The organism is Yoonia sp. (genome assembly GCF_017854565.1).
Taxonomy (GTDB): domain Bacteria; phylum Pseudomonadota; class Alphaproteobacteria; order Rhodobacterales; family Rhodobacteraceae; genus Yoonia.
In genome coordinates this window covers 35101-53781 of sequence record NZ_JAFMHJ010000024.1, presented here as the reverse complement: position 1 = coordinate 53781, position 18681 = coordinate 35101, and the positions used below count along the sequence as shown (strand labels likewise).

The 18681-nt window shown below is 57.4% G+C and carries 19 protein-coding genes; 1 reads left to right on the top strand and 18 read right to left on the bottom strand.

Annotated elements, in window-relative coordinates:
* Positions 1 to 492, top strand: a 492-nt coding sequence (locus QZ196_RS11060) for a histidine phosphatase family protein (RefSeq protein WP_296426376.1), incomplete at its 5' end; no start/stop codon positions are given.
* Positions 493 to 530: 38 nt separating this feature from the next.
* Here QZ196_RS11060 and QZ196_RS11055 read toward each other — a convergent pair.
* From QZ196_RS11055 to QZ196_RS10970, 18 genes are all read right to left on the bottom strand, one after another.
* A complete protein-coding gene (locus tag QZ196_RS11055) occupies positions 531 to 1322 on the bottom strand; it encodes an amino acid ABC transporter ATP-binding protein (RefSeq protein ID WP_296426374.1) in 792 nt (263 codons plus the stop codon).
* A 12-nt stretch (positions 1323 to 1334) separates the two neighbouring features.
* Positions 1335 to 2648, bottom strand: a complete 1314-nt coding sequence (locus QZ196_RS11050) for an amino acid ABC transporter permease (RefSeq protein WP_296426372.1) — start codon at positions 2646 to 2648, stop codon at positions 1335 to 1337.
* A gap of 1 nt (position 2649) precedes the next feature.
* On the bottom strand, positions 2650 to 3927 hold the full coding sequence (locus QZ196_RS11045) for an ABC transporter permease subunit (protein ID WP_296426371.1): 1278 nt from the start codon (positions 3925 to 3927) through the stop codon (positions 2650 to 2652).
* Positions 3928 to 4071: 144 nt separating this feature from the next.
* Positions 4072 to 5091, bottom strand: a complete 1020-nt coding sequence (locus QZ196_RS11040) for an amino acid ABC transporter substrate-binding protein (RefSeq protein WP_296426383.1) — start codon at positions 5089 to 5091, stop codon at positions 4072 to 4074.
* 219 nt (positions 5092 to 5310) lie between these two features.
* Entirely contained in the window at positions 5311 to 6021 is a 711-nt protein-coding gene (locus tag QZ196_RS11035; RefSeq protein WP_296426369.1) for an ATP12 family protein, read from the bottom strand.
* Entirely contained in the window at positions 6018 to 6695 is a 678-nt protein-coding gene (locus tag QZ196_RS11030; protein WP_296426367.1) for an HAD-IA family hydrolase, read from the bottom strand. The genes QZ196_RS11035 and QZ196_RS11030 overlap by 4 nt, the downstream gene beginning before the upstream one ends.
* The gene (locus QZ196_RS11025) at positions 6688 to 7743 is read right to left on the bottom strand and encodes an RluA family pseudouridine synthase (protein ID WP_296426365.1); all 1056 of its coding nucleotides are present in this window, start codon (positions 7741 to 7743) and stop codon (positions 6688 to 6690) included. The genes QZ196_RS11030 and QZ196_RS11025 overlap by 8 nt, the downstream gene beginning before the upstream one ends.
* Positions 7740 to 8117 carry a CrcB family protein gene (locus tag QZ196_RS11020; protein ID WP_296426363.1) on the bottom strand — a complete coding sequence of 126 codons (378 nt, stop codon included), beginning with the start codon at positions 8115 to 8117 and terminating at the stop codon, positions 7740 to 7742. Before QZ196_RS11020 ends, QZ196_RS11025 begins: the two co-directional genes overlap by 4 nt.
* Positions 8118 to 8149: 32 nt before the next feature.
* Positions 8150 to 9457 (bottom strand): replication-associated recombination protein A, encoded by a 1308-nt coding sequence (locus QZ196_RS11015; protein WP_296426361.1) that lies wholly within the window; start codon positions 9455 to 9457, stop codon positions 8150 to 8152.
* An 86-nt stretch (positions 9458 to 9543) separates the two neighbouring features.
* Positions 9544 to 9963, bottom strand: coding sequence for a 50S ribosomal protein L17 (rplQ, locus tag QZ196_RS11010; RefSeq protein WP_296426360.1), 420 nt, complete (start codon positions 9961 to 9963; stop codon positions 9544 to 9546).
* A 120-nt stretch (positions 9964 to 10083) separates the two neighbouring features.
* Positions 10084 to 11100, bottom strand: a complete 1017-nt coding sequence (locus QZ196_RS11005) for a DNA-directed RNA polymerase subunit alpha (RefSeq protein WP_296426359.1) — start codon at positions 11098 to 11100, stop codon at positions 10084 to 10086.
* A gap of 112 nt (positions 11101 to 11212) precedes the next feature.
* A complete protein-coding gene (rpsK, locus tag QZ196_RS11000) occupies positions 11213 to 11602 on the bottom strand; it encodes a 30S ribosomal protein S11 (protein ID WP_296426358.1) in 390 nt (129 codons plus the stop codon).
* A gap of 14 nt (positions 11603 to 11616) precedes the next feature.
* Entirely contained in the window at positions 11617 to 11985 is a 369-nt protein-coding gene (rpsM, locus tag QZ196_RS10995) for a 30S ribosomal protein S13 (protein WP_296426356.1), read from the bottom strand.
* Positions 11986 to 12245: 260 nt separating this feature from the next.
* Positions 12246 to 12890: an adenylate kinase gene (locus QZ196_RS10990; protein WP_296426354.1), complete on the bottom strand. Its 645-nt coding sequence runs from the start codon at positions 12888 to 12890 to the stop codon at positions 12246 to 12248.
* Complete coding sequence (secY, locus tag QZ196_RS10985) at positions 12887 to 14227, bottom strand: preprotein translocase subunit SecY (RefSeq protein ID WP_296426382.1); 1341 nt, start codon at positions 14225 to 14227, stop codon at positions 12887 to 12889. The genes QZ196_RS10990 and secY overlap by 4 nt, the downstream gene beginning before the upstream one ends.
* A 126-nt stretch (positions 14228 to 14353) precedes the next feature.
* The gene (gene rplO, locus QZ196_RS10980; RefSeq protein ID WP_296426352.1) at positions 14354 to 14827 is read right to left on the bottom strand and encodes a 50S ribosomal protein L15; all 474 of its coding nucleotides are present in this window, start codon (positions 14825 to 14827) and stop codon (positions 14354 to 14356) included.
* 371 nt (positions 14828 to 15198) lie between these two features.
* Positions 15199 to 16926 (bottom strand): sulfate permease, encoded by a 1728-nt coding sequence (gene sulP, locus QZ196_RS10975; protein WP_296426350.1) that lies wholly within the window; start codon positions 16924 to 16926, stop codon positions 15199 to 15201.
* Between the two features lie 71 nt (positions 16927 to 16997).
* The gene (locus QZ196_RS10970) at positions 16998 to 18671 is read right to left on the bottom strand and encodes a bifunctional protein tyrosine phosphatase family protein/NAD(P)/FAD-dependent oxidoreductase (protein ID WP_296426348.1); all 1674 of its coding nucleotides are present in this window, start codon (positions 18669 to 18671) and stop codon (positions 16998 to 17000) included.
* Positions 18672 to 18681 lie beyond the last annotated feature (10 nt).

Here is an 18681-nt window from a genome sequence, read left to right as displayed (position 1 = left end):
TCCAGCTGGGATGACCCCTTCGAGGACGACCATGCACGTGTTCTTAACGCCCGGGGCCAGGCGTCTGCTGTCGCTGTTGGTGACTGGCTCGCGTTGCACGGATACATACCAAACCTGATGCTATGCTCAGACGCCATACGGACCCAGCAGACAGCAGAACTGATTATGCCTATGCTGCTTGGCGAAACGATGCTGCGGCTGTCTGGTGCGATCTATCATGCCGCCCCAGACACGGTCCTGGATATGCTACGCCGCGAGACGGCTGAAACGATTGCCGTCATTGGCCATAATCCTGGCATCGGAACCTTGGCAAATGAACTGGTCGCAACGGCCCCACAGCATCACAGGTTCAGCGGCTACCCAACCTGCGCGACAACCGTTATCGACTTTGCGATCGACGATTGGTCTGCATTACGGCACCATCAGGGGGAATGTGTGGAGTTCGTCGTTCCGCGCGACCTGATCGGCACTGCCGGGCGGGACGCAGATTAAGCATAATGCCCCGGCGCAATGTCGGGGCATTATGTGATTTAGTGACCCAAGATCTGGCTCAGGAACAGCTGTGTCCGCTCGGACTGCGGATTAAGGAAGAATTCCTCTGGCTCGTTCTGTTCAACGATCTGGCCTTGGTCCATAAAGATCACCCGGTTGGCAACCTGACGCGCAAAGCCCATTTCATGCGTGACACACAGCATGGTCATGCCTTCTTCGGCCAGTTCGATCATTGTATCCAACACCTCTTTGATCATCTCAGGATCAAGCGCCGATGTCGGTTCGTCGAACAGCATGATGCGCGGTTTCATGCAGAGCGACCGGGCGATGGCAACACGCTGCTGCTGACCGCCCGATAGCTGGCCCGGGTATTTGTCAGCCTGCTCGGGAATTTTTACCTTCTCCAGGAAATGCATCGCCGTTGCGATGGCTTCCTTTTTGGGCGTTTTGCGCACCCAAATCGGGGCCAGTGTGCAATTCTCGAGGATCGTCAGATGCGGGAACAGGTTGAAGTGCTGAAAGCACATGCCAACCTCTGAACGTATCTTGTCGATGTTTTTTAGATCCGAGGATAGTTCAGTCCCGTCCACGATGATTTGACCCTGCTGGTGTTCTTCCAGACGGTTAATGCAACGGATCAGCGTTGACTTGCCGGACCCGGAGGGGCCACAGATCACGATCCGTTCACCGCGTTGCACCGTCAGGTTAATGTCGCGCAACACATGGAAGGTGCCGTACCACTTGTTCATATCGTGGATTTCGATGGCAACCTCATCCGAGACTTTCATCTGGCTACGGTCAACGGTGCGTTCGTTTGTCATTTCAACCATATCACTGGCTCCTTAACGGTGTTCACGCTGGAGTTTTTTCTCCAGGTAAAGTGAGTAGCGGCCCATGCTGAAGCAGAAGATGAAAAACATGACGCCGATGAAGAGGAAGAGTTCCCAATAAATGCCGTTCCATTCAGTCGAGGCACGGATCGCACCGGCCAGACCAATAGGGTCGAACAGACCGATAAACACCACCAGTGTCGTGTCCTTGAACAGACCGATGAAGGTGTTGACGATCCCCGGAATCGAGATTTTGAGGGCTTGCGGCAGGATGATCAGCTGCATGGATTTCCAGTAATCAAGGCCAAGCGCATCGGCCGCCTCATACTGGCCCTTTGGCAGGGCGGCCAAGCCACCCCGGACCACCTCGGCGATATAGGCCGCCGAGAACAGTGTCACCATGATGATGACCCGCAGCATAAGGTCAAAGTTTGTGCCCGGTGGCAGGAAGTAGTTCAACAGCAATGACGCTGTGAACAGCCACACAATCAACGGCACGCCCCGGATCACCTCGATAAAGACCACAGCCGAGTATTTGATGATCGGCAGGTCGGACTGACGACCCAAAGCCAACAAGATACCCAATGGCAGCGACAGGATAATCGCAGCGATACCAATGACGACCGACAATGTGAAACCACCAAAGTCCTTGGACTGAATGAACTCAAAGCCGATCGGCGCGATTGCGTTCAACACCCCGATGATAGGTCCCGCCAGAACCAACCAGAACAGTATGGGCAGGATAATTGCGCTCAGGGTTGCCAAGAGCGAATTGATCGGAGCGAGGTATTTGAATCCCACCAAGCCCACAACGAACCCAAGGCCAATCACGACTGGCCCCCAGATCGACCCACCCCAAAGCAGCATGTACATCAAGAAGGGTGCGGCAAGCGTGCCAATCAGCATTTTTCGCGGCAGTTTGTCGAACAAGACTGGCGAAATACCCACGAAGAACACCATCAATGCCACCACAGGGCGCCAGTATGCATCACTTGGGTAGAACCCAAAGATCAGCTGTGGCCACCGCTCTGTAATGACGGCAAAGCATGCAGCCGATGCATCCGGACCCAGCGTCGCGTTGCGAATTTCACGGCATTCCGACAGAGAATCCGCGTTCCAGATACCGTTGAACAGCCAAGGCCCGATATGGCTGACCACCCAATAGACAACAAACAGTGACAGGAATGTCAGAATTGCATTGAGTGGTGTTGGGAACAGGTTTTCACGTATCCATTTGATGACCCCGACTTCGGTCAGTGGCGGGGCCTGCTGCGGCAACATCGTATCGCGGACGTAAGATACGGTTTGTGCGTGTGTATCTGACATCTTAACGCTCCTGCAGCTGGGTTGATCGGTTGTAGAAGTTGAGCGCCCCGGAAATCACCAGCGACAACAGCAGATAGAAACTACCGAGTAGCAGCATCCCCTCCAACTCGCGTCCGGTTTGGTTGATGGTAATGCCGCCCAGCGTAGCGCGCACATCCATATAGCCCACCGCAATCGCCAGCGAAGAGTTCTTGGTCAGGTTCAGATACTGCGAAATCAGCGGCGGAATGATGACCCGCATCGCTTGCGGCAGGATCACCAGGCTCATCGTCCGGCCCGGTTGCAGGCCAAGCGCAAAGGCCGCCTCAGACTGACCCTTTGAAATCGCCAGAATACCGCCACGTACAATCTCGGCGATGAACGCCCCGGTATAGAGCGACAGAGCGATCCAAAGCGCGATCAAGGAGTTGCGCAGATGAGTGCCTTCGATAAAGTTGAAGCCTTTGAGGTAGGGTGCAACAACTGTCACTCCGAGCGCGATCAGCACGACGCCGACGGGAATTACCAGAATTGCGACCTGCTGATACCATGTCTTCGGTCGCACGCCGGTTGCTTCCTGAATGCGGTCCGAGCGGCGCCGTACAAAGCGGATTGTGATAAGGCTGAGCGCGAGCGTTCCAAAGATCAGCAACCAGTCCAAACCGCCCGTGGCCAAGGGGGCCGCCCCATCAATGGGTGCAACCGATTCGTTGCCACTGATCGAGCTGGTGAAACCGATCCGCGGTATCCAGATGCCCCGGTTTGTTACGGCAACATGATCACCAAGGATCATGCTGGCAGTGGGTTCGGCACCACGGAACTGATTGGGTTGCGGCATGCTTTCGGTCATGATCGCGAAGATCAGGATGATCCATAAAAGCAGCGGTACGTTGCGAAAACCTTCGACATAAACGGCCATAAGGCGGCTCACGACCCAGTTTTTGGACAATCGCAGCACCCCTGCGATGACGCCAAGCAGCGTCGCGGTGATACAGCCCAGAAATGCGACCAGCAGTGTATTCAAAATACCCACCAGCGCCGCGCGTCCGTGCGACATCTGATTGTTATACTCAATCAACATCTGGTTGATGTCATAGCCCGCTGCACTGCTCAGAAAGCCAAAGTTAAAATCTTTGCCTAGGGCCGCAAGGTTCTGGACCGTATTATTAATGAGCCATGCAAACCCTGCAAGGATCAGGATAAACGCAACAACCTGAATGGTAATCGAGCGATAACGCGTATCATAGATTAGTTGGCTCAGCCGGAACGAAGCTCTCGGCGGGTCGGTCAACGTCGACATATAATTCTCCCCGTGGCTCCCGTTCGATCTGCCAGCGCTTCGGTTGGTCCGAATGTCAACTGACGCGGGATGCGCATTTTTGGTAGCGTGAAAGCTATTGGAAAAAGGGCCCGACAATGTCGGGCCCTTCATCTATTTTAGAACTTAACGGAAAGGTGGCGAATAGACCAAGCCGCCTTCAGTCCACATTGCGTTCAGGCCACGGGCCAGACCGATTGGTGTGTTCTCACCGATGTTCCGCTCGAACAGCTCGCCGTAGTTACCACCAGCAGCAATCGCATTCTTAGCCCAGTCTGCTGACAGACCGATCATTGCGCCCAGTTCGCCTTCGGTGCCCAGCAGACGGTTCACTTCGGGGTTGTCGGTTGCAGCTGCACCAAGTTCAGCAACGTTGGTCGATGTCACGCCCAGCTCTTCGGCTGCGACCAGCGCATTCAGCGTCCACATCGCAATGTCGCCCCATTCGTTGTCGCCGTGGCGAACAAGCGGGCCGAGTGGCTCTTTGGAGATGATTTCGGGAAGCAGAACGTGATCGCCCGGAACTTCAAAAGTCGCACGTGTCGCAGCCAGGCCAGACGCGTCTGTTGTGAACACGTCACAAGCGCCTGCTAGGTACTGCTGCTGTGCTTCAGCATTGGTTTCGATCGGAACTGGCTCGTAGCTGATGTTGTTGGTACGGAAGAAATCTGCCAGGTTCAGCTCTGTTGTTGTACCGGTCTGAATACATATCGTCGCACCGTCCAGGTCCTTGGCAGATGTCACGCCAAGCGCCTTAGGGACCATGAAGCCCTGACCATCGTAGTAGTTCACGCCGACAAAGTCGAACTTAAGGTCGGTATCGCGGCTGAATGTCCAAGTCGTGTTGCGTGCCAAAAGGTCGATTTCACCGGACGCAAGAGCCGTGAACCGAGTCTGGCCTGTTGTTGGCACAAACTCAACTGCGGTTGGGTCGCCGAAAATGGCGGCGGCAACAGCGCGACACATGTCAACGTCGAAACCAGCCCAGACGCCGTTCGCGTCAGGTGCAGCGAAGCCGACAAGACCAGTGGTCACGCCGCAGTTCAGCGAGCCACGCGCTTTTACGTCATCAAGCGTTGCAGCCGAAGCCACACCAGCAGCCAAACCAGCAATAGCAAGCCCGCCGAAGAATACGGTTTTATTCATTTTTACCTCTTCCTGAGTTTCCATCTCCGATTCGGAGACGGCCAATTTTTGTCCTGCCTTTTACGACAGTCATTTATGTATAGGCGGGAGCCCGCCCTAACGCGCGTAGAATGTGCGCAATCCGTCTACAACGTCAAGGCCACCAATTGCAAAACAAAGTGTAAATGCTCAATAAAAGTGCAGAAATCTCGGCAGGCAAAATAAAGCACGCCGATTTTTTCATGCTAGCGCTAACCTATAGAATCGCGCGGCGTCCAAAAATGCGGCACGCTTGATCATTTCGTTAGCGCTACCTTCGTCGTCCGCGCCCCACTGCTCGATCTGCCAGTGTTCATCTATCCGCGACAGTAGCCAGATTTCCTCTGGCGGACGCGCCGCGCGGGTCACAGCCAAGGCTAGAATCAGTGACCCTGTAATACTAATTAGGTCATGTGCCGCCGCCAGTGCAAAATCATCGAGCGTCGCAAGTTCGGACGTGAGACGTGCCAGCGCCGCCGGATCCTGTGTCACATGCATAACGCCGACGCCCACGCTCAACCGCACGTCCAGCGCTTCGGCTGCCCATTCAAGAACCGGATCCCATGCGCCAGCCTGCCGTTCGATCAGCCCATCGGGCCCTTCGGCCCGGTAGCATAGCAGGTCGCTGTCACCATATTCGGCCAACAGCGTGATCACTTCTTCGCGCTGCGTCCGGACCTTGTCGATTGCTGCGTTGGCCCCACGTGTGACGGGCATCGTGCGGGGGTCAACCAGCGTGGTTTGTGCGTCCCATTCGGCTGCAATCGCTTCGGCCATGGCAAGCGTCGGAACCACCAGCGCCGCCTTGGCCGGGGTCTTGACCGGGCGGCCATCCAACTGCACGGTATGTCCCCCGTCGCAAGGGACAGGTGTTGCGGCTTTCCAAAACCGTTTTGGCTTCCAATCGCTCATGGCTGTGATCCTGTCAGTTGATCAACGGCACCACCAAGCGCCGCAAAGTCGTGAATAAGAATATCGGGCTGCAAAGCCTCGGCGGGGTGGTAGCCCCAGCTGACACCAATGGTCCGCACACCTGCGGCACGTCCCATATCCATGTCATAGGTCGTATCGCCCAGCATGATCGCCGCGCGCGCCGCGATACCGGTTTCATTCAGCGCAGTCAGGATCATCGAAGGATTCGGCTTGGACGGATGGTGATCGGCCACCTGCTCACTGTGAAACATGCCGGTCAGCCCATGCTTTTCCAGCATCTTGTCCAAGCCACGCCGCGATTTTCCTGTGGCCACGGCGAGCAACGTATGATCCTGCGCCTGCAGCAACGCCAGCGCATCGCGGGCGCCGGGAAACAGCGGGCTGCGTTCCCCCTGCCCGTCGGCGCCGCGCAGATCATTGAACGCGTCTTTGTAGGCCTGCACCAGCAGGGCGCGCGCCGGCGGCGACGCCTCGGGGCACAATTTTACAAAAGCTTCGTCCAGCGACAACCCAACGATGGACAACACAGCCGCGCGTTCCGGCACCGCCAAGCTGTTGGCCCCAAAGGCAAAGATCATCGCTGCCATAATCTCGGCCTGACTATCGACCAGCGTGCCGTCGACATCGAAGATTACCAGACGCAAATCACGCATCTGGCATATTGAACGGATCGACGGGCGCATGCCCCACGACCCAACCTACATAGTCCCAAGTGTTCTGCATATGCTCTGGCAGCGGCGCGGTCAGGTGCAGGGTCGCTCCGGTCACAGGGTGTTCGATGGTCAGTGAACGCGCGTGCAGATGCATCTTGCGGCTAATCTCGCCGCCCATACCAGCGCCCCACCCGTCACCAAGGTTTTCCTGACCAGAACCACCATATTTCCCGTCACCAATGATCGGATGCCCGATTTCGGCCATATGTGCCCGCAGCTGATGGGTGCGGCCCGTGATCGGCACCAACGCGCACCATGACGCCCGCGAACCCAGTGTATCCATGACGGCATAATCCGTCGTTGCCCGCTTGGCGCCTTCGGTACTGTCCACCTCGCGTGGGTGAACACAGCGCATCTTTTCGTTCTCGCCGCCTTTGCCGTGGCCCGGCGCCTTGACCAGACCGTATTTGATCGTGGCGGCGCGTGGATGCGGCACACCGGCAACGGCGGCCCAATAGATCTTGCGCGTCTCGCGATGCTTTAGGTTTTCCGTCAGTTGCTTGGCCATCGTCCGGGTCCGGGCCAGCAGCAAAACACCAGAAGTGTCCTTGTCCAGCCGATGCACAAGACGCGGTTTTTCATCGTAGTCAAACGTCAGGGCCTCGGCCATGCCATCAACGTGGCGGGTGGTTTTGGACCCGCCCTGCGTGGCCAGCCCAGCCGGTTTGTTGATCGCAATGATGTGATCGTCGCGGTAGATCACGCAAGATTGGATCAGCTTGGCATCCGCCTTGGTCACACCAGATTTGGCCAGACTTGTCTGCGCCGCGACTTCTTCTTCCGAGGGCAGCGGCGGGATTCGCACCTTTTGGCCGACCTCAAGCCGGGTCGCGGATTTCACCCGCCCGCCATCGACGCGTATTTCGCCCTTGCGGCACAGCTTTTCGATGCGCCCCTGGGTCAGATGTGGAAACAGGCGGCGCAGATAACGGTCGACCCGTTGGTCGCCGTCGTCCGGGCCGATAATACGTGTTTGTACGCCACTCATGAGTAAATCACCTTAATAAGAGCCATGCCCGCGATCAGTGCCGCAACCGACAAAACGACCGACAGGACCATATATGCGCCCATTTCCCAGTATTGCCCGCGCTCCAGCAGCCGCACTGCATCAAGCGAAAACGCCGAAAACGTCGTGAAGCCGCCAAGAATACCAACCATCACCAGCGGTTGCAGAACCCCGATGTCGCGCGCGGTGCCGTAACTGACAACAGCCCCCATCAGGAACGAACCGATCACGTTGATCGACAGTGTCGCCACAGGAAACCCCGCGCCGAACGCGCGCATCAGCGCCATGCCGGTCGCCAAACGCGCGGAGGCACCGATTGCACCACCCAGAGCCACATAAAGAAAGGTCATATACATAGGGCCTGCCATCGCCCGACGACGGGCTGTTGTCAACTCTGACGCTTGGCCCGCAGGCCCGCAAAGAAATCAACCCGTTTCTTCAGCTCGCGTTCAAAGCCACGGTCCACGGGCAGATAATAGACCCCGCGCTTCATGGTTTCCGGAAAATAGTTTTGCCCTGAAAATCCATCTTCGGCGTCATGATCATAGCTGTAGCCCGCGCCAAACCCCTGTTCCTTCATCAACTTCGTTGGCGCATTCAGAATATGGCTGGGCGGTGGTTCTGATCCGGTCTGTTTAGCCGCAACAACGGCGACCTTATACGCCACGTAAGCCGCATTCGATTTAGGCGCGAGCGCAAGATAGGTGACGGCTTGGGCCAACGCCAGTTCACCTTCGGGGCTGCCAAGCCGTTCGTATGTTTCCCACGATTGCAGGCAAACCGCTTGGGCCTGCGGGTCGGCCAAGCCGATGTCTTCGACAGCCATCCGCGTGATCCGGCGCGCCAGATACCGCGGGTCTTCGCCGCCTGCCAGCATCCGCGCGAACCAGTAAAGGGCCGCGTCCGGATCAGACCCGCGCACGGATTTGTGCAGCGCGCTGATTAGGTTATAATGCTCGTCGCCAGATTTATCATATTTGACTGCCCGCTTCATCAGGCGTTTGGTCAGGTCATCGGTCGTCAGCTTCTTGTCCATCTTCCAGGCCATGATCTGTTCGACCAGGTTCAGCAGCGCGCGCCCGTCGCCGTCGGCCATGTCAAGCAGTGTCTCGCGAGCAGAACCTTCAAGCGGCAGTGGGCGGTCCAGCTCTTTTTCGGCACGTTGCGCAAGACGCTCCAGATCGACAAGCGTCAACCGGGTCAGGATCAGAACCTGCGACCGGCTCAATACGGCGGCGTTCAATTCAAAGCTGGGGTTTTCCGTCGTGGCACCAACCAAAAGGATCGTGCCGTCCTCCATGTAGGGTAGAAAACCGTCCTGCTGCGCCTTGTTAAAGCGGTGGATTTCATCGACGAACAGCAACGTCCCCTTGCCATTTTGGCGGCGTATCTTGGCAGCCTCAAACACCTTTCGCAGGTCAGGAACGCCTGTGAATATCGCGCTGATCTGGACGAAATGGAGGTCAGTTTCCGCGGCCAGAAGACGCGCGATTGTGGTTTTGCCGACGCCGGGTGGCCCCCAGAAGATCAGCGATGACAGCGAACCGGATGCCAACATGGTGCCCAGTGGTGCGTCAGGCCCCAAAACTTGGTCCTGACCGATGACATCCGCGATCTTCGCCGGGCGCAAACGGTCGGCCAACGGGCGGGAGCCTGTCGGTGCAGTCGCGGGTCCAGTGTCGAAAAGATCGGCCATGGGGTCAACATATGCCTTGTTTGGAAAAGCGAAAGCCCCGCTAGTGTAGCGAGGCTTTACAAAACTTTAGCGAAGTGGCGTCGGGATCAATCCTCGGCGGCTTCGTATTCGGCCAAGCGTGCCTTATCAGCCGCGCCTTTGGCGTCGACGTCGCGGTCGACGAATTCAATGATCGCCATCGGCGCCATGTCGCCGTAACGGAAGCCGGCCTTCATGATGCGGACATAGCCACCCTGACGGTCCTGATAGCGTGGGCCAAGCACTTCAAACAGCTTTGCTGTGTGAATGTCCTGCTTGAGACGCGCATCAGCCTGACGACGGGCATGCAGGTCGCCGCGCTTGCCAAGTGTGATCAGCTTTTCAACGATCCGGCGCAATTCCTTGGCCTTTGGCAGCGTTGTTTTGATTTGTTCGTGTTCGATCAAGGAACCAGCCATGTTCGCGAACAACGCCTTGCGGTGTTCGTGGGTCCGGTTCAGCTTGCGATAACCGCTTGCGTGACGCATTTTGTAGTCTCCTAAAGAATTATACTTTGTCCAACGGTCTGATGCGTGCCAGCCGTATTATTGGGGCAGGATTGCCCAGGGTCGTGCGGCAAGGCGGGGAAAACCCCGCCCTACATTGTCTTAAAACTGATCTTCGAATTTCTTCGCAAGATCTTCGATGTTGTCCGGTGGCCAGTCCTCGACGTCCATGCCAAGGTGCAGACCCATGCCGGACAGCACTTCTTTGATCTCGTTCAAAGATTTGCGGCCGAAGTTCGGAGTGCGCAGCATTTCTGCTTCGGTTTTCGGGATCAGATCGCCGATATAGACGATGTTGTCGTTCTTGAGGCAGTTTGCCGAACGGACAGACAGTTCCAACTCGTCCACTTTCTTGAGCAGCAGCGGGTTGAATTCCAGACCATCATCGTCTGCACCAGCGGTCGCTGATTCAGGTTCATCGAAGTTGACGAAAATCGACAGCTGATCCTGAAGAATGCGCGCGGCATACGCCACAGCATCGTCAGGTGTCAGCGACCCATCGGTTTCAACTTTCATGGTCAGCTTATCATAGTCCAGAACCTGACCTTCACGGGTTGGCTGCACGTCGTAGCTGACTTTTTTGACAGGCGAATATATCGCGTCAATGGCCATCATACCGATGGGCGCATCTTCTGGCTTGTTCTTTTCAGCGGCGACATAGCCCTTACCGGTGTTCACCGTCAGTTCCATGTACAGATCGGCACCCTCGTCGAGGTGGCAGATCACATGGTCCTTGTTCAGGATCTCGATGCCGGCGGTCTCGGAGATGTCAGCAGCGGTCACAACGCCCGGGCCTTTGGCCTGAACGGACAAACGCTTTGGCCCTTCGACTTCCATACGGATGGCGACGCCTTTGAGGTTCAGCACGATATCGGTGACGTCTTCACGCACACCGGAAACGCTGGAAAATTCGTGCAGCACGTTGTCAATTTGCACAGCCGTAATGGCGGCACCTTGCAGCGACGACATCAAGATGCGGCGCAGCGCGTTGCCAAGCGTCAGGCCAAAGCCACGCTCAAGCGGTTCGGCAATCACAGTTGCCTGACGCATCGGGTCGTTGCCCGGCTTGACGTCCAGTTGTGTTGGCTTGATTAATTCAGCCCAGTTCTTGTGGATCATGCGTCCCTCCATTCCTGTCTGCCTTCATGTCCGAAAGGCAAACGCCCGAGGTTTCAAAATGACGGATTGGGGCCGTGCAAAATTGCGCGACCCCAAAGCGTTTGGGTGGTAATTAAACGCGACGGCGCTTTGGTGGGCGGCAGCCGTTGTGCGCCATTGGTGTCACATCACGGATCGAGGTGATGTTGAAACCAGCAGCAGCCAGCGCACGCAGCGCCGATTCACGACCGGACCCGGGACCCTGCACTTCGACTTCAAGCGTCTTGACGCCGTGATCTTGTGCTTTCTTGCCCACATCCTCAGCCGCCATCTGTGCCGCGTAAGGTGTCGATTTACGCGACCCTTTGAAGCCCATGGTGCCTGCGGATGACCATGCAATGGCATTGCCCTGCACGTCGGAAATCAGGATTTTTGTGTTGTTGAACGAAGAGTTCACGTGAGCAACGCCTGCGGCGATGTTCTTGGAGACCTTCTTTTTGGTGCGTTTGGTATCGCGTGCCATCTGTCAGACCCTCCTTATTTCTTTTTGCCGGCAATGGCCTTTGCAGGGCCCTTGCGTGTGCGTGCGTTTGTGTGTGTCCGCTGACCACGAACCGGCAGGTTCCGACGGTGGCGCAGACCACGATAGCAACCAAGGTCCATCAGGCGCTTGATGTTCAACTGTGTCTCGCGACGCAGGTCACCTTCGACGGTCAGGTTCGCGTCGATGTATTCGCGAATGGCCAACACTTCTGCGTCGGACAGTTCGTTAACACGGCGTGCGCGGTCAATCTTGACAGCTTCGCAGATTTCTTCGGCTTTGGTGTTACCAATACCGGTGATGTAAGTCAGGGCGATTGGAACCCGCTTTGCAGTCGGGATGTTTACGCCGGCAATACGTGCCACGTGTGCAATTCCTTTTCGTTGCGGGTCCGTCATACCAGACCCTTTTTTCACAACGGAAGCCCGGAGCGTTGAGCGCCGGGCTGCGTCATATCGAGGTGATCAATGATTTCGGGGGGCGACCCCTTCATCATGAAGCGATTCCCTTTAGGGATGGCGCTGTTTAGGGGGCATTCAGGGAATGGTCAACACTCCCACAAGGCCGCGATGAACTTTCTGGAAAATCCATCTGCCCGACGCCGGTCCCAACAGGCGATGGCTGTCTATTTCAGTGCCGCGCTGATTGATGCTGCGACTTCATCGACGCTTGCCAGACCGTCTACAGTTTTCAGATCGCCCTTGGCATAGTAGTACCCAACAAGAGGGCTGGTCTGCTTATAGTAGGCCATCAGCCGCGTCCGCAGGCTATCTTCGTTGTCATCCGCACGGCGCTGGAAATCAGATGCGCCACATTTGATGCATTTGCCATCAGCAGGGATTGGTTTTGTGTTGTCGTTGTAGACTTCGCCACAGGCACCGCATGTCGAACGCGCGGTGATCCGGGTGACAAGCGCCTCATCATCAACCTGCATTTCGATCACGCAATCAAGCGTTTCGCCCAGCTCTGCCAGCAAATCACCCAAGGCATCAGCCTGTGCCAGCGTGCGGGGAAAACCATCAAATATGTAGCCGCCTGCGGCATTGCCACTGGTCAACTGTTCACGGATCAGACCGATCACGATCTCATCTGTCACAAGTTCGCCGCGGTCCATGACATCCGCTACGACCTTGCCCATCTGCGTGCCGCTTGTGCGCGCGGCACGTAGCATATCGCCGGTGCTCAACTGCACCATGCCACGTTCTTCCACGAGCTTGCGCGCCTGTGTTCCCTTGCCCGCCCCCGGCGGCCCCAGCAGTATAATATTCATCGACGCGTTGGCCCCTTACGTTTGGTTGCACTCCGCTTACCGCGCAGCTGCGACTTTTCAATCAGACCTTCGTACTGATGCGCCACCAGATGTGACTGTATCTGTTGGATCGTGTCCATCCCAACGGACACGATAATCAAAACTGATGTGCCGCCAAAGTAAAACGGTATCGACAATTGTGCCCGAATGATTTCCGGCAGCAGCGCCACAAGTGCCAGATACCCTGAGCCGAGAACCAGAATGCGGGTCACCACATAGTCCAGATATTCGGCGGTTTTCTTGCCCGGACGAATACCCGGCACAAAGCCGTTTTGGTTCTTGAGGTTTTCGGCGACATCTTCGGTTTTGAAGGCGACTTCACGCGTGTAAAAATATGTGAAAAATACAATCATGGCGCCAAAGAAAATCAGGTAAAGCGGCTGACCTGGCCCAAAAAGCGCCAGAATAGTCGACATGACGGGACCCGAGGTTCCGCCGCTGAATGTGCTGATCGTCGTGGGCAACAACAAAAGCGCAGAGGCGAAAATCGCAGGGATAACGCCAGCGGGGTTCACCTTGATCGGAAGGTGACTGGAGGACCCATCATAGACCTTCATGCCACGCTGCTGGCGCGGGTATTGGATGTGTATCTTGCGCAATGATCGTTCCATGAAGACCACGAAAGTCAGTATCACTGCGACCATGACAAGGATGCCGATGATGACCAACGGGCTGATCGCGCCAGAGCGGCCTTGGGACAAGAACTGTGCCGCAGCAGCAGGGATTTCGGCTATGATGCCCACAAAGATGATCAGCGAGATGCCGTTGCCGATACCGCGCGCGGTAATCTGTTCGCCCAACCACATCAGGAACATCGTGCCGCCAACAATCGTAACGACGCAAGCCACGCGGAAGAACAGGCCCGGATCGGCGGCAAGACCCCCAGCCTCGAGGCTGACAGCAAGACCGTAGGCCTGCGCCGTCGCCAGCACCACGGTGCCGTAGCGGGTGTATTGGTTGATCTTTCGACGCCCCTGCTCACCCTCTTTCTTGAGGTTTTTCAACGGCTCCCACATGGAGCCAAGCAGTTGCACAACGATCGACGCCGAAATGTACGGCATGATCCCAAGCGTGAAAATCGCCATACGCGACAGCGCGCCACCGGTGAACATCGACAAGATGCCACCGATCCCGGACGCCGCTTCATCCATGAACTGCTTGAGCGCGGTGCCATCAATGCCGGGGACGGGAATGAATGTGCCAAGGCGGTAGACGATCAGAAGTCCGATCGTAAACATGATGCGCTGACGCAGTTCAGTTGCTTTGCCGAACGCGCTCCAACTGATGTTGGATGCCATTTGCTCTGCTGCTGAAGCCATTTGGGTCTCTTTTCATGATAAACGCCGCCAGACGGTTCCCCGAGTGGCGGCGTTTGGGTAAACTTGAGGAGGTATGTAAGCGACGGCGCCGCCGCTCACAAGGTCTTACTCAGCCGCTGCCGGTGTTGTGACCGTCAAAGAGCCGCCAGCCTTTGCCACAGCATCGACCGCACCCTTGGAGGCGCCGGTAACCATGATGTTGACTGTCGCTGTCAGATCGCCCTTGGCAAGAACGCGGATACCGTCCTTTTTGCGACGCACCAGACCTGATGCGATCAGTGCATCCTCGGTGATGTCGGCCTTGGCGTCGATTTTGCCTTCGTCGATGAATTTCTGGATAAGGCCCAGATTAACAACGGAAAACGTCTTGCGGTTGATATTGTTAAAGCCGCGCTTTGGCAGACGCTGGTAGAGGGGCATCTGGCCGCCTTCGAAGCCTTTGATGGCAACGCCGGAACGGGATTTCTGACCTTTGATACCACGGCCACCGGTTTTACCCATGCCCGAACCGGCACCACGGCCAACGCGTTTGCGGGATTTGGTGGCGCCTGGGTTGTCAGACAGTTCATTCAGTTTCATGTCGCTTCTCCTACTGCCGGAATTGGCCCCCAGCGACGGGAGCGGCCAAACACGGCGTTACATATGAGTCGGATTTATGACCTCCGACCAGCGGCGTATAGACGGATGCACCGGGCGGATCAAGAGGGCGGCGCAACGCGCGGTGGGGGCTGGCGACGGTTTCGCGGGCCATGACGTAAAAACGCGCTGAAACCTTGGGAAAACGTCACAAATGCACAGCCGGAACCTGTCCACAACCCGTACAGACTGCGTACGTACGTCTGCACGCAAATCGCATTGTCGTTTGGCGTGGCCCGAGACCGGGTTTGCAAGACAACAGCGCCGGCGCGGTGTGCATGTACCGGGGCAACGGGCGCGCCTGGGAAAGCCGATCAGACGGCGGCGGTGTAGGCCCTGACCGCCCCTGCGGCTTCGAACTGTGTCAGGAAAACCTTGCCGGTCAGCTGGTCAAGAAAATGCGATCGTTGCAGCCGGTCCATCACCGGGCCTTTGACTTCGGACAGATGCAGTTTCACGTCCATCTCGGCCAGCCTGTTGTTGATCGCCTCGAGCGATTCCAGCGCACTGAGGTCGATTTCATTGATCGCCGTACATTGCAGGATCACATGGCGGATATTCTTGTTGGCGGCGACGCGGTCGTGAATGCTGTCTTCAAGAAAGCGGGCATTGGCGAAATACAGGCTTTCGTCCACCCGCAGGGTCAGCACATGCGGATCCGTCTGCACCTTGTGACGCAAGACGTTGCGAAAGTGTTCGGTACCCGGCACCAAGCCGACTTCGGCAATGTGAGGGCGTGACGATTTATAGAGATGCAGCAGCACCGACAAGGCGACGCCCGCAGAAACGCCTGCTTCGACACCGACACCAAGGGTCAGCAGAATTGTCGCCAGAACCGCAGAAAAGTCCGCCTTCGAATACGCCCAACTTCGTTTGAGGATGCTGAAGTCCACAAGGCTCAGCACGGCGACGATAATCGTGGCGGCCAGCGTGGCCTTGGGCAGAAAGAAGATCAGCGGCGTCAGTGCGACGGCGGCGATGGCCAGACCGACAGCGGTGAACGCACCGGCAGCAGGCGTTTCGGCGCCGGCGTCAAAATTCACCACGGATCGCGAAAAGCCACCCGTCACCGGGAAACCGCCGGTCAGGGATGCGGCGATATTTGCGGCACCCAAGCCGATCAGCTCTTGGTCGGGGTCAATGCGCTGACGCTTCTTGGCGGCCAGTGTCTGGGCAACGGAAATGGATTCGACGAAGCCAATGATCGAAATCAGGAACGCGGGTAGCAACAACTGCCCCAGAAGTTCGGGTGAGAAGGACGGCAGGGTCAGCGGCGGCAGGCTTTGGGGTACATCGCCGACAATCTTCACGCCGCGCGCTGCCAGATCCAGCCCCCAGACGGCGAGGGTCGTGGCAACGACCGCCGCAACAGGGCCGGCCTTGGCGATCACGTCGGCGGCACCCGCCCCCAGCCCCATCCGGCGCAGCAATGGTTTCAGCCCCTTGCGGACCCAAAACAGAAATGCGGTGGCGCTGACGCCGATAAGGGCCGTGATCCAGTGGATTTGCGTCAGATGTGTGATCAGCGATCCGCCGATCTCCAACAGGTTGTGACCCTCTGCATTGATGCCCAGCACATGTTTCAACTGGCTGGCCGCGATAATGATCCCGGACGCCGTGATGAAACCCGCAATGACCGGATGCGACAGGAAATTGGCGATAAAGCCCAGACGGAACACCCCCAAGGCCAGCAACATCACACCCGACAGCGCCGCCAGCGACAGCGCGGCCACGGCATAGCCCATCGTCCCCTGCTCGGCGATATTGGCCAAGGCGGCGGCGGTCATCAGCGACACCACCGCGACGGGACCCACCGCCAGCGCGCGGCTGGTGCCGAACACCGCGTAAAGAATGATCGGCGCGATGGACGCATAAAGCCCGGCCTCTGGCGGCAATCCCGCCAGCAGCGCATAGGCCAGCGATTGCGGGATCAACATGATCGTGACGATGACAGCCGCGACCATATCATTGCCAAATGACCTAGCGTTGTAGCTACGCCCCCAAGACAGGATGGGCAGAAAACGCGAAAGATATGCCGACATGACAGGCTCGATTATTGTGAGGTGATTGTTGGCCCCGGCCCGCAGGACCGGGCAGAGGCGGGACACACGGTTTAGTCAACCGTCACTTTTTCCGGTTTGGCCATCCATTCACGGCCCTTTAGCATGGCCTTCCAATAGATCGGTGGCAGTATTTTTTCCTTGAGGAACCACGCCGCGCGGCTGGGTTTTGTGCCATCGACCAGAAACTTGGGGAAGCTGGGCAAGAGCGTGCCACCGTAGCCGAATTCGGCCAGAACGATCTTGCCGCGCTCGACCGTCAGCGGGCACGAACCATAGCCGTTGTACTGCGCCACAGGGGCGCGGCCCCGCATGTCAGCGACCACGTTTTCGGCCACAACCGGTGCCTGCACACGCGCCGCGGCAGCCGTTTTGGCGTTGGGCGCATTCATCACGTCGCCCAGCGACCAGATGTTTTCGTAGGTTTTATGGCGCAGCGTGGCCTGATCGACGTCAATCCAGCCAGCCGCATCCGCCAATGGCGAGACACGGATGAAATCAGGTGCGGTCTGGGGTGGGCAGACATGCATCATGTCAAACGCCATCTCGACCCGTTCAACCGGCGCGTCGGGCCTGATCACATCGAACCACGCCTTTTTGGCATCCCCATCCACCGCCACAAGATTGTGGAAGAAATTCAGCGTGACATCATATTTTTCCACGTATTGCTCGAGCGCGGGCACGTAATCCTTGACCCCGAACAGCACGCCACCGGCATTGTTGAAGTGGATGTCGATATCCTTGAGAACACCGCGCCGGGACCATGCATCGCCGGACAGGTACATCGCCTTTTGCGGCGCACCGGCACATTTGATGGGCATCGGCGGCTGGGTGAAAATCGCCCGGCCTTTTTTGAGGCCTTGCACCAATTCCCATGTGTAGGGCGCAAGATCATAGCGATAGTTGGAGGTGACACCATTTTTGCCCAACGTCTCGACCAGACCTTCGACCTTGTTCCAATACAGCTTCAGCCCCGGACAGACGATCAGACGTTTGTATTTCACGACCCGGCAGCCATCCAGAATGACCGCGTCGTCCTTTGGCTCAAACGCGGCGACGGCCGACTTGATCCAATGCACGCCGCGCGGGATCAGCGACCCCATCGTGCGCGCCGTTTCAGGGGCGTCGAAAACACCGGCACCGACCATGGTCCAGCCGGGTTGGTAATAATGGATATCGGCAGGATCAATGATCGCAATCTCAAGCCCCGGCTTGCGCGCCTTCAAACTGGCGGCAACCGCGATCCCGGCGGCCCCCGCCCCCACGATCACAACCTCGTAGCTGGCATCGGCGCGGTCGGTAGGTGTCTTGCCGCCATTGGCGATCCGGCGCACGACCCCGCCCATGTCATAGCCCGCCGCCTTGGTGATGGCGAGGATATCGGACACGCTGCGTGTCTCGGCCTCGGCCAACGACCAAAGCGTGGCCGAGCGGGTCCCGGTCCGGCAATAGGCCAACGTCGGCCCCGGCAAATCCAACAGGGATTTACCAAAGGCCACCGCATCATCGTCGCCGACTTTACCGGCGACGATTGGCAGATAATCCGCCTCCAGCCCAAGTTTTTTGGCCGCAGCGGCGATTTCTTCAAAGCCCGGCTGATCGGCGCCTTCGCCATCCGGGCGATTGCAGATGACCGAGCGAAACCCCTTATCCTTGATCGCCTGCATATCGGCGACCGTGATTTGCGGACTGACCGACAGGCCAGAGGTGAGCGTCTTGATTTCCATCTGCGTATCC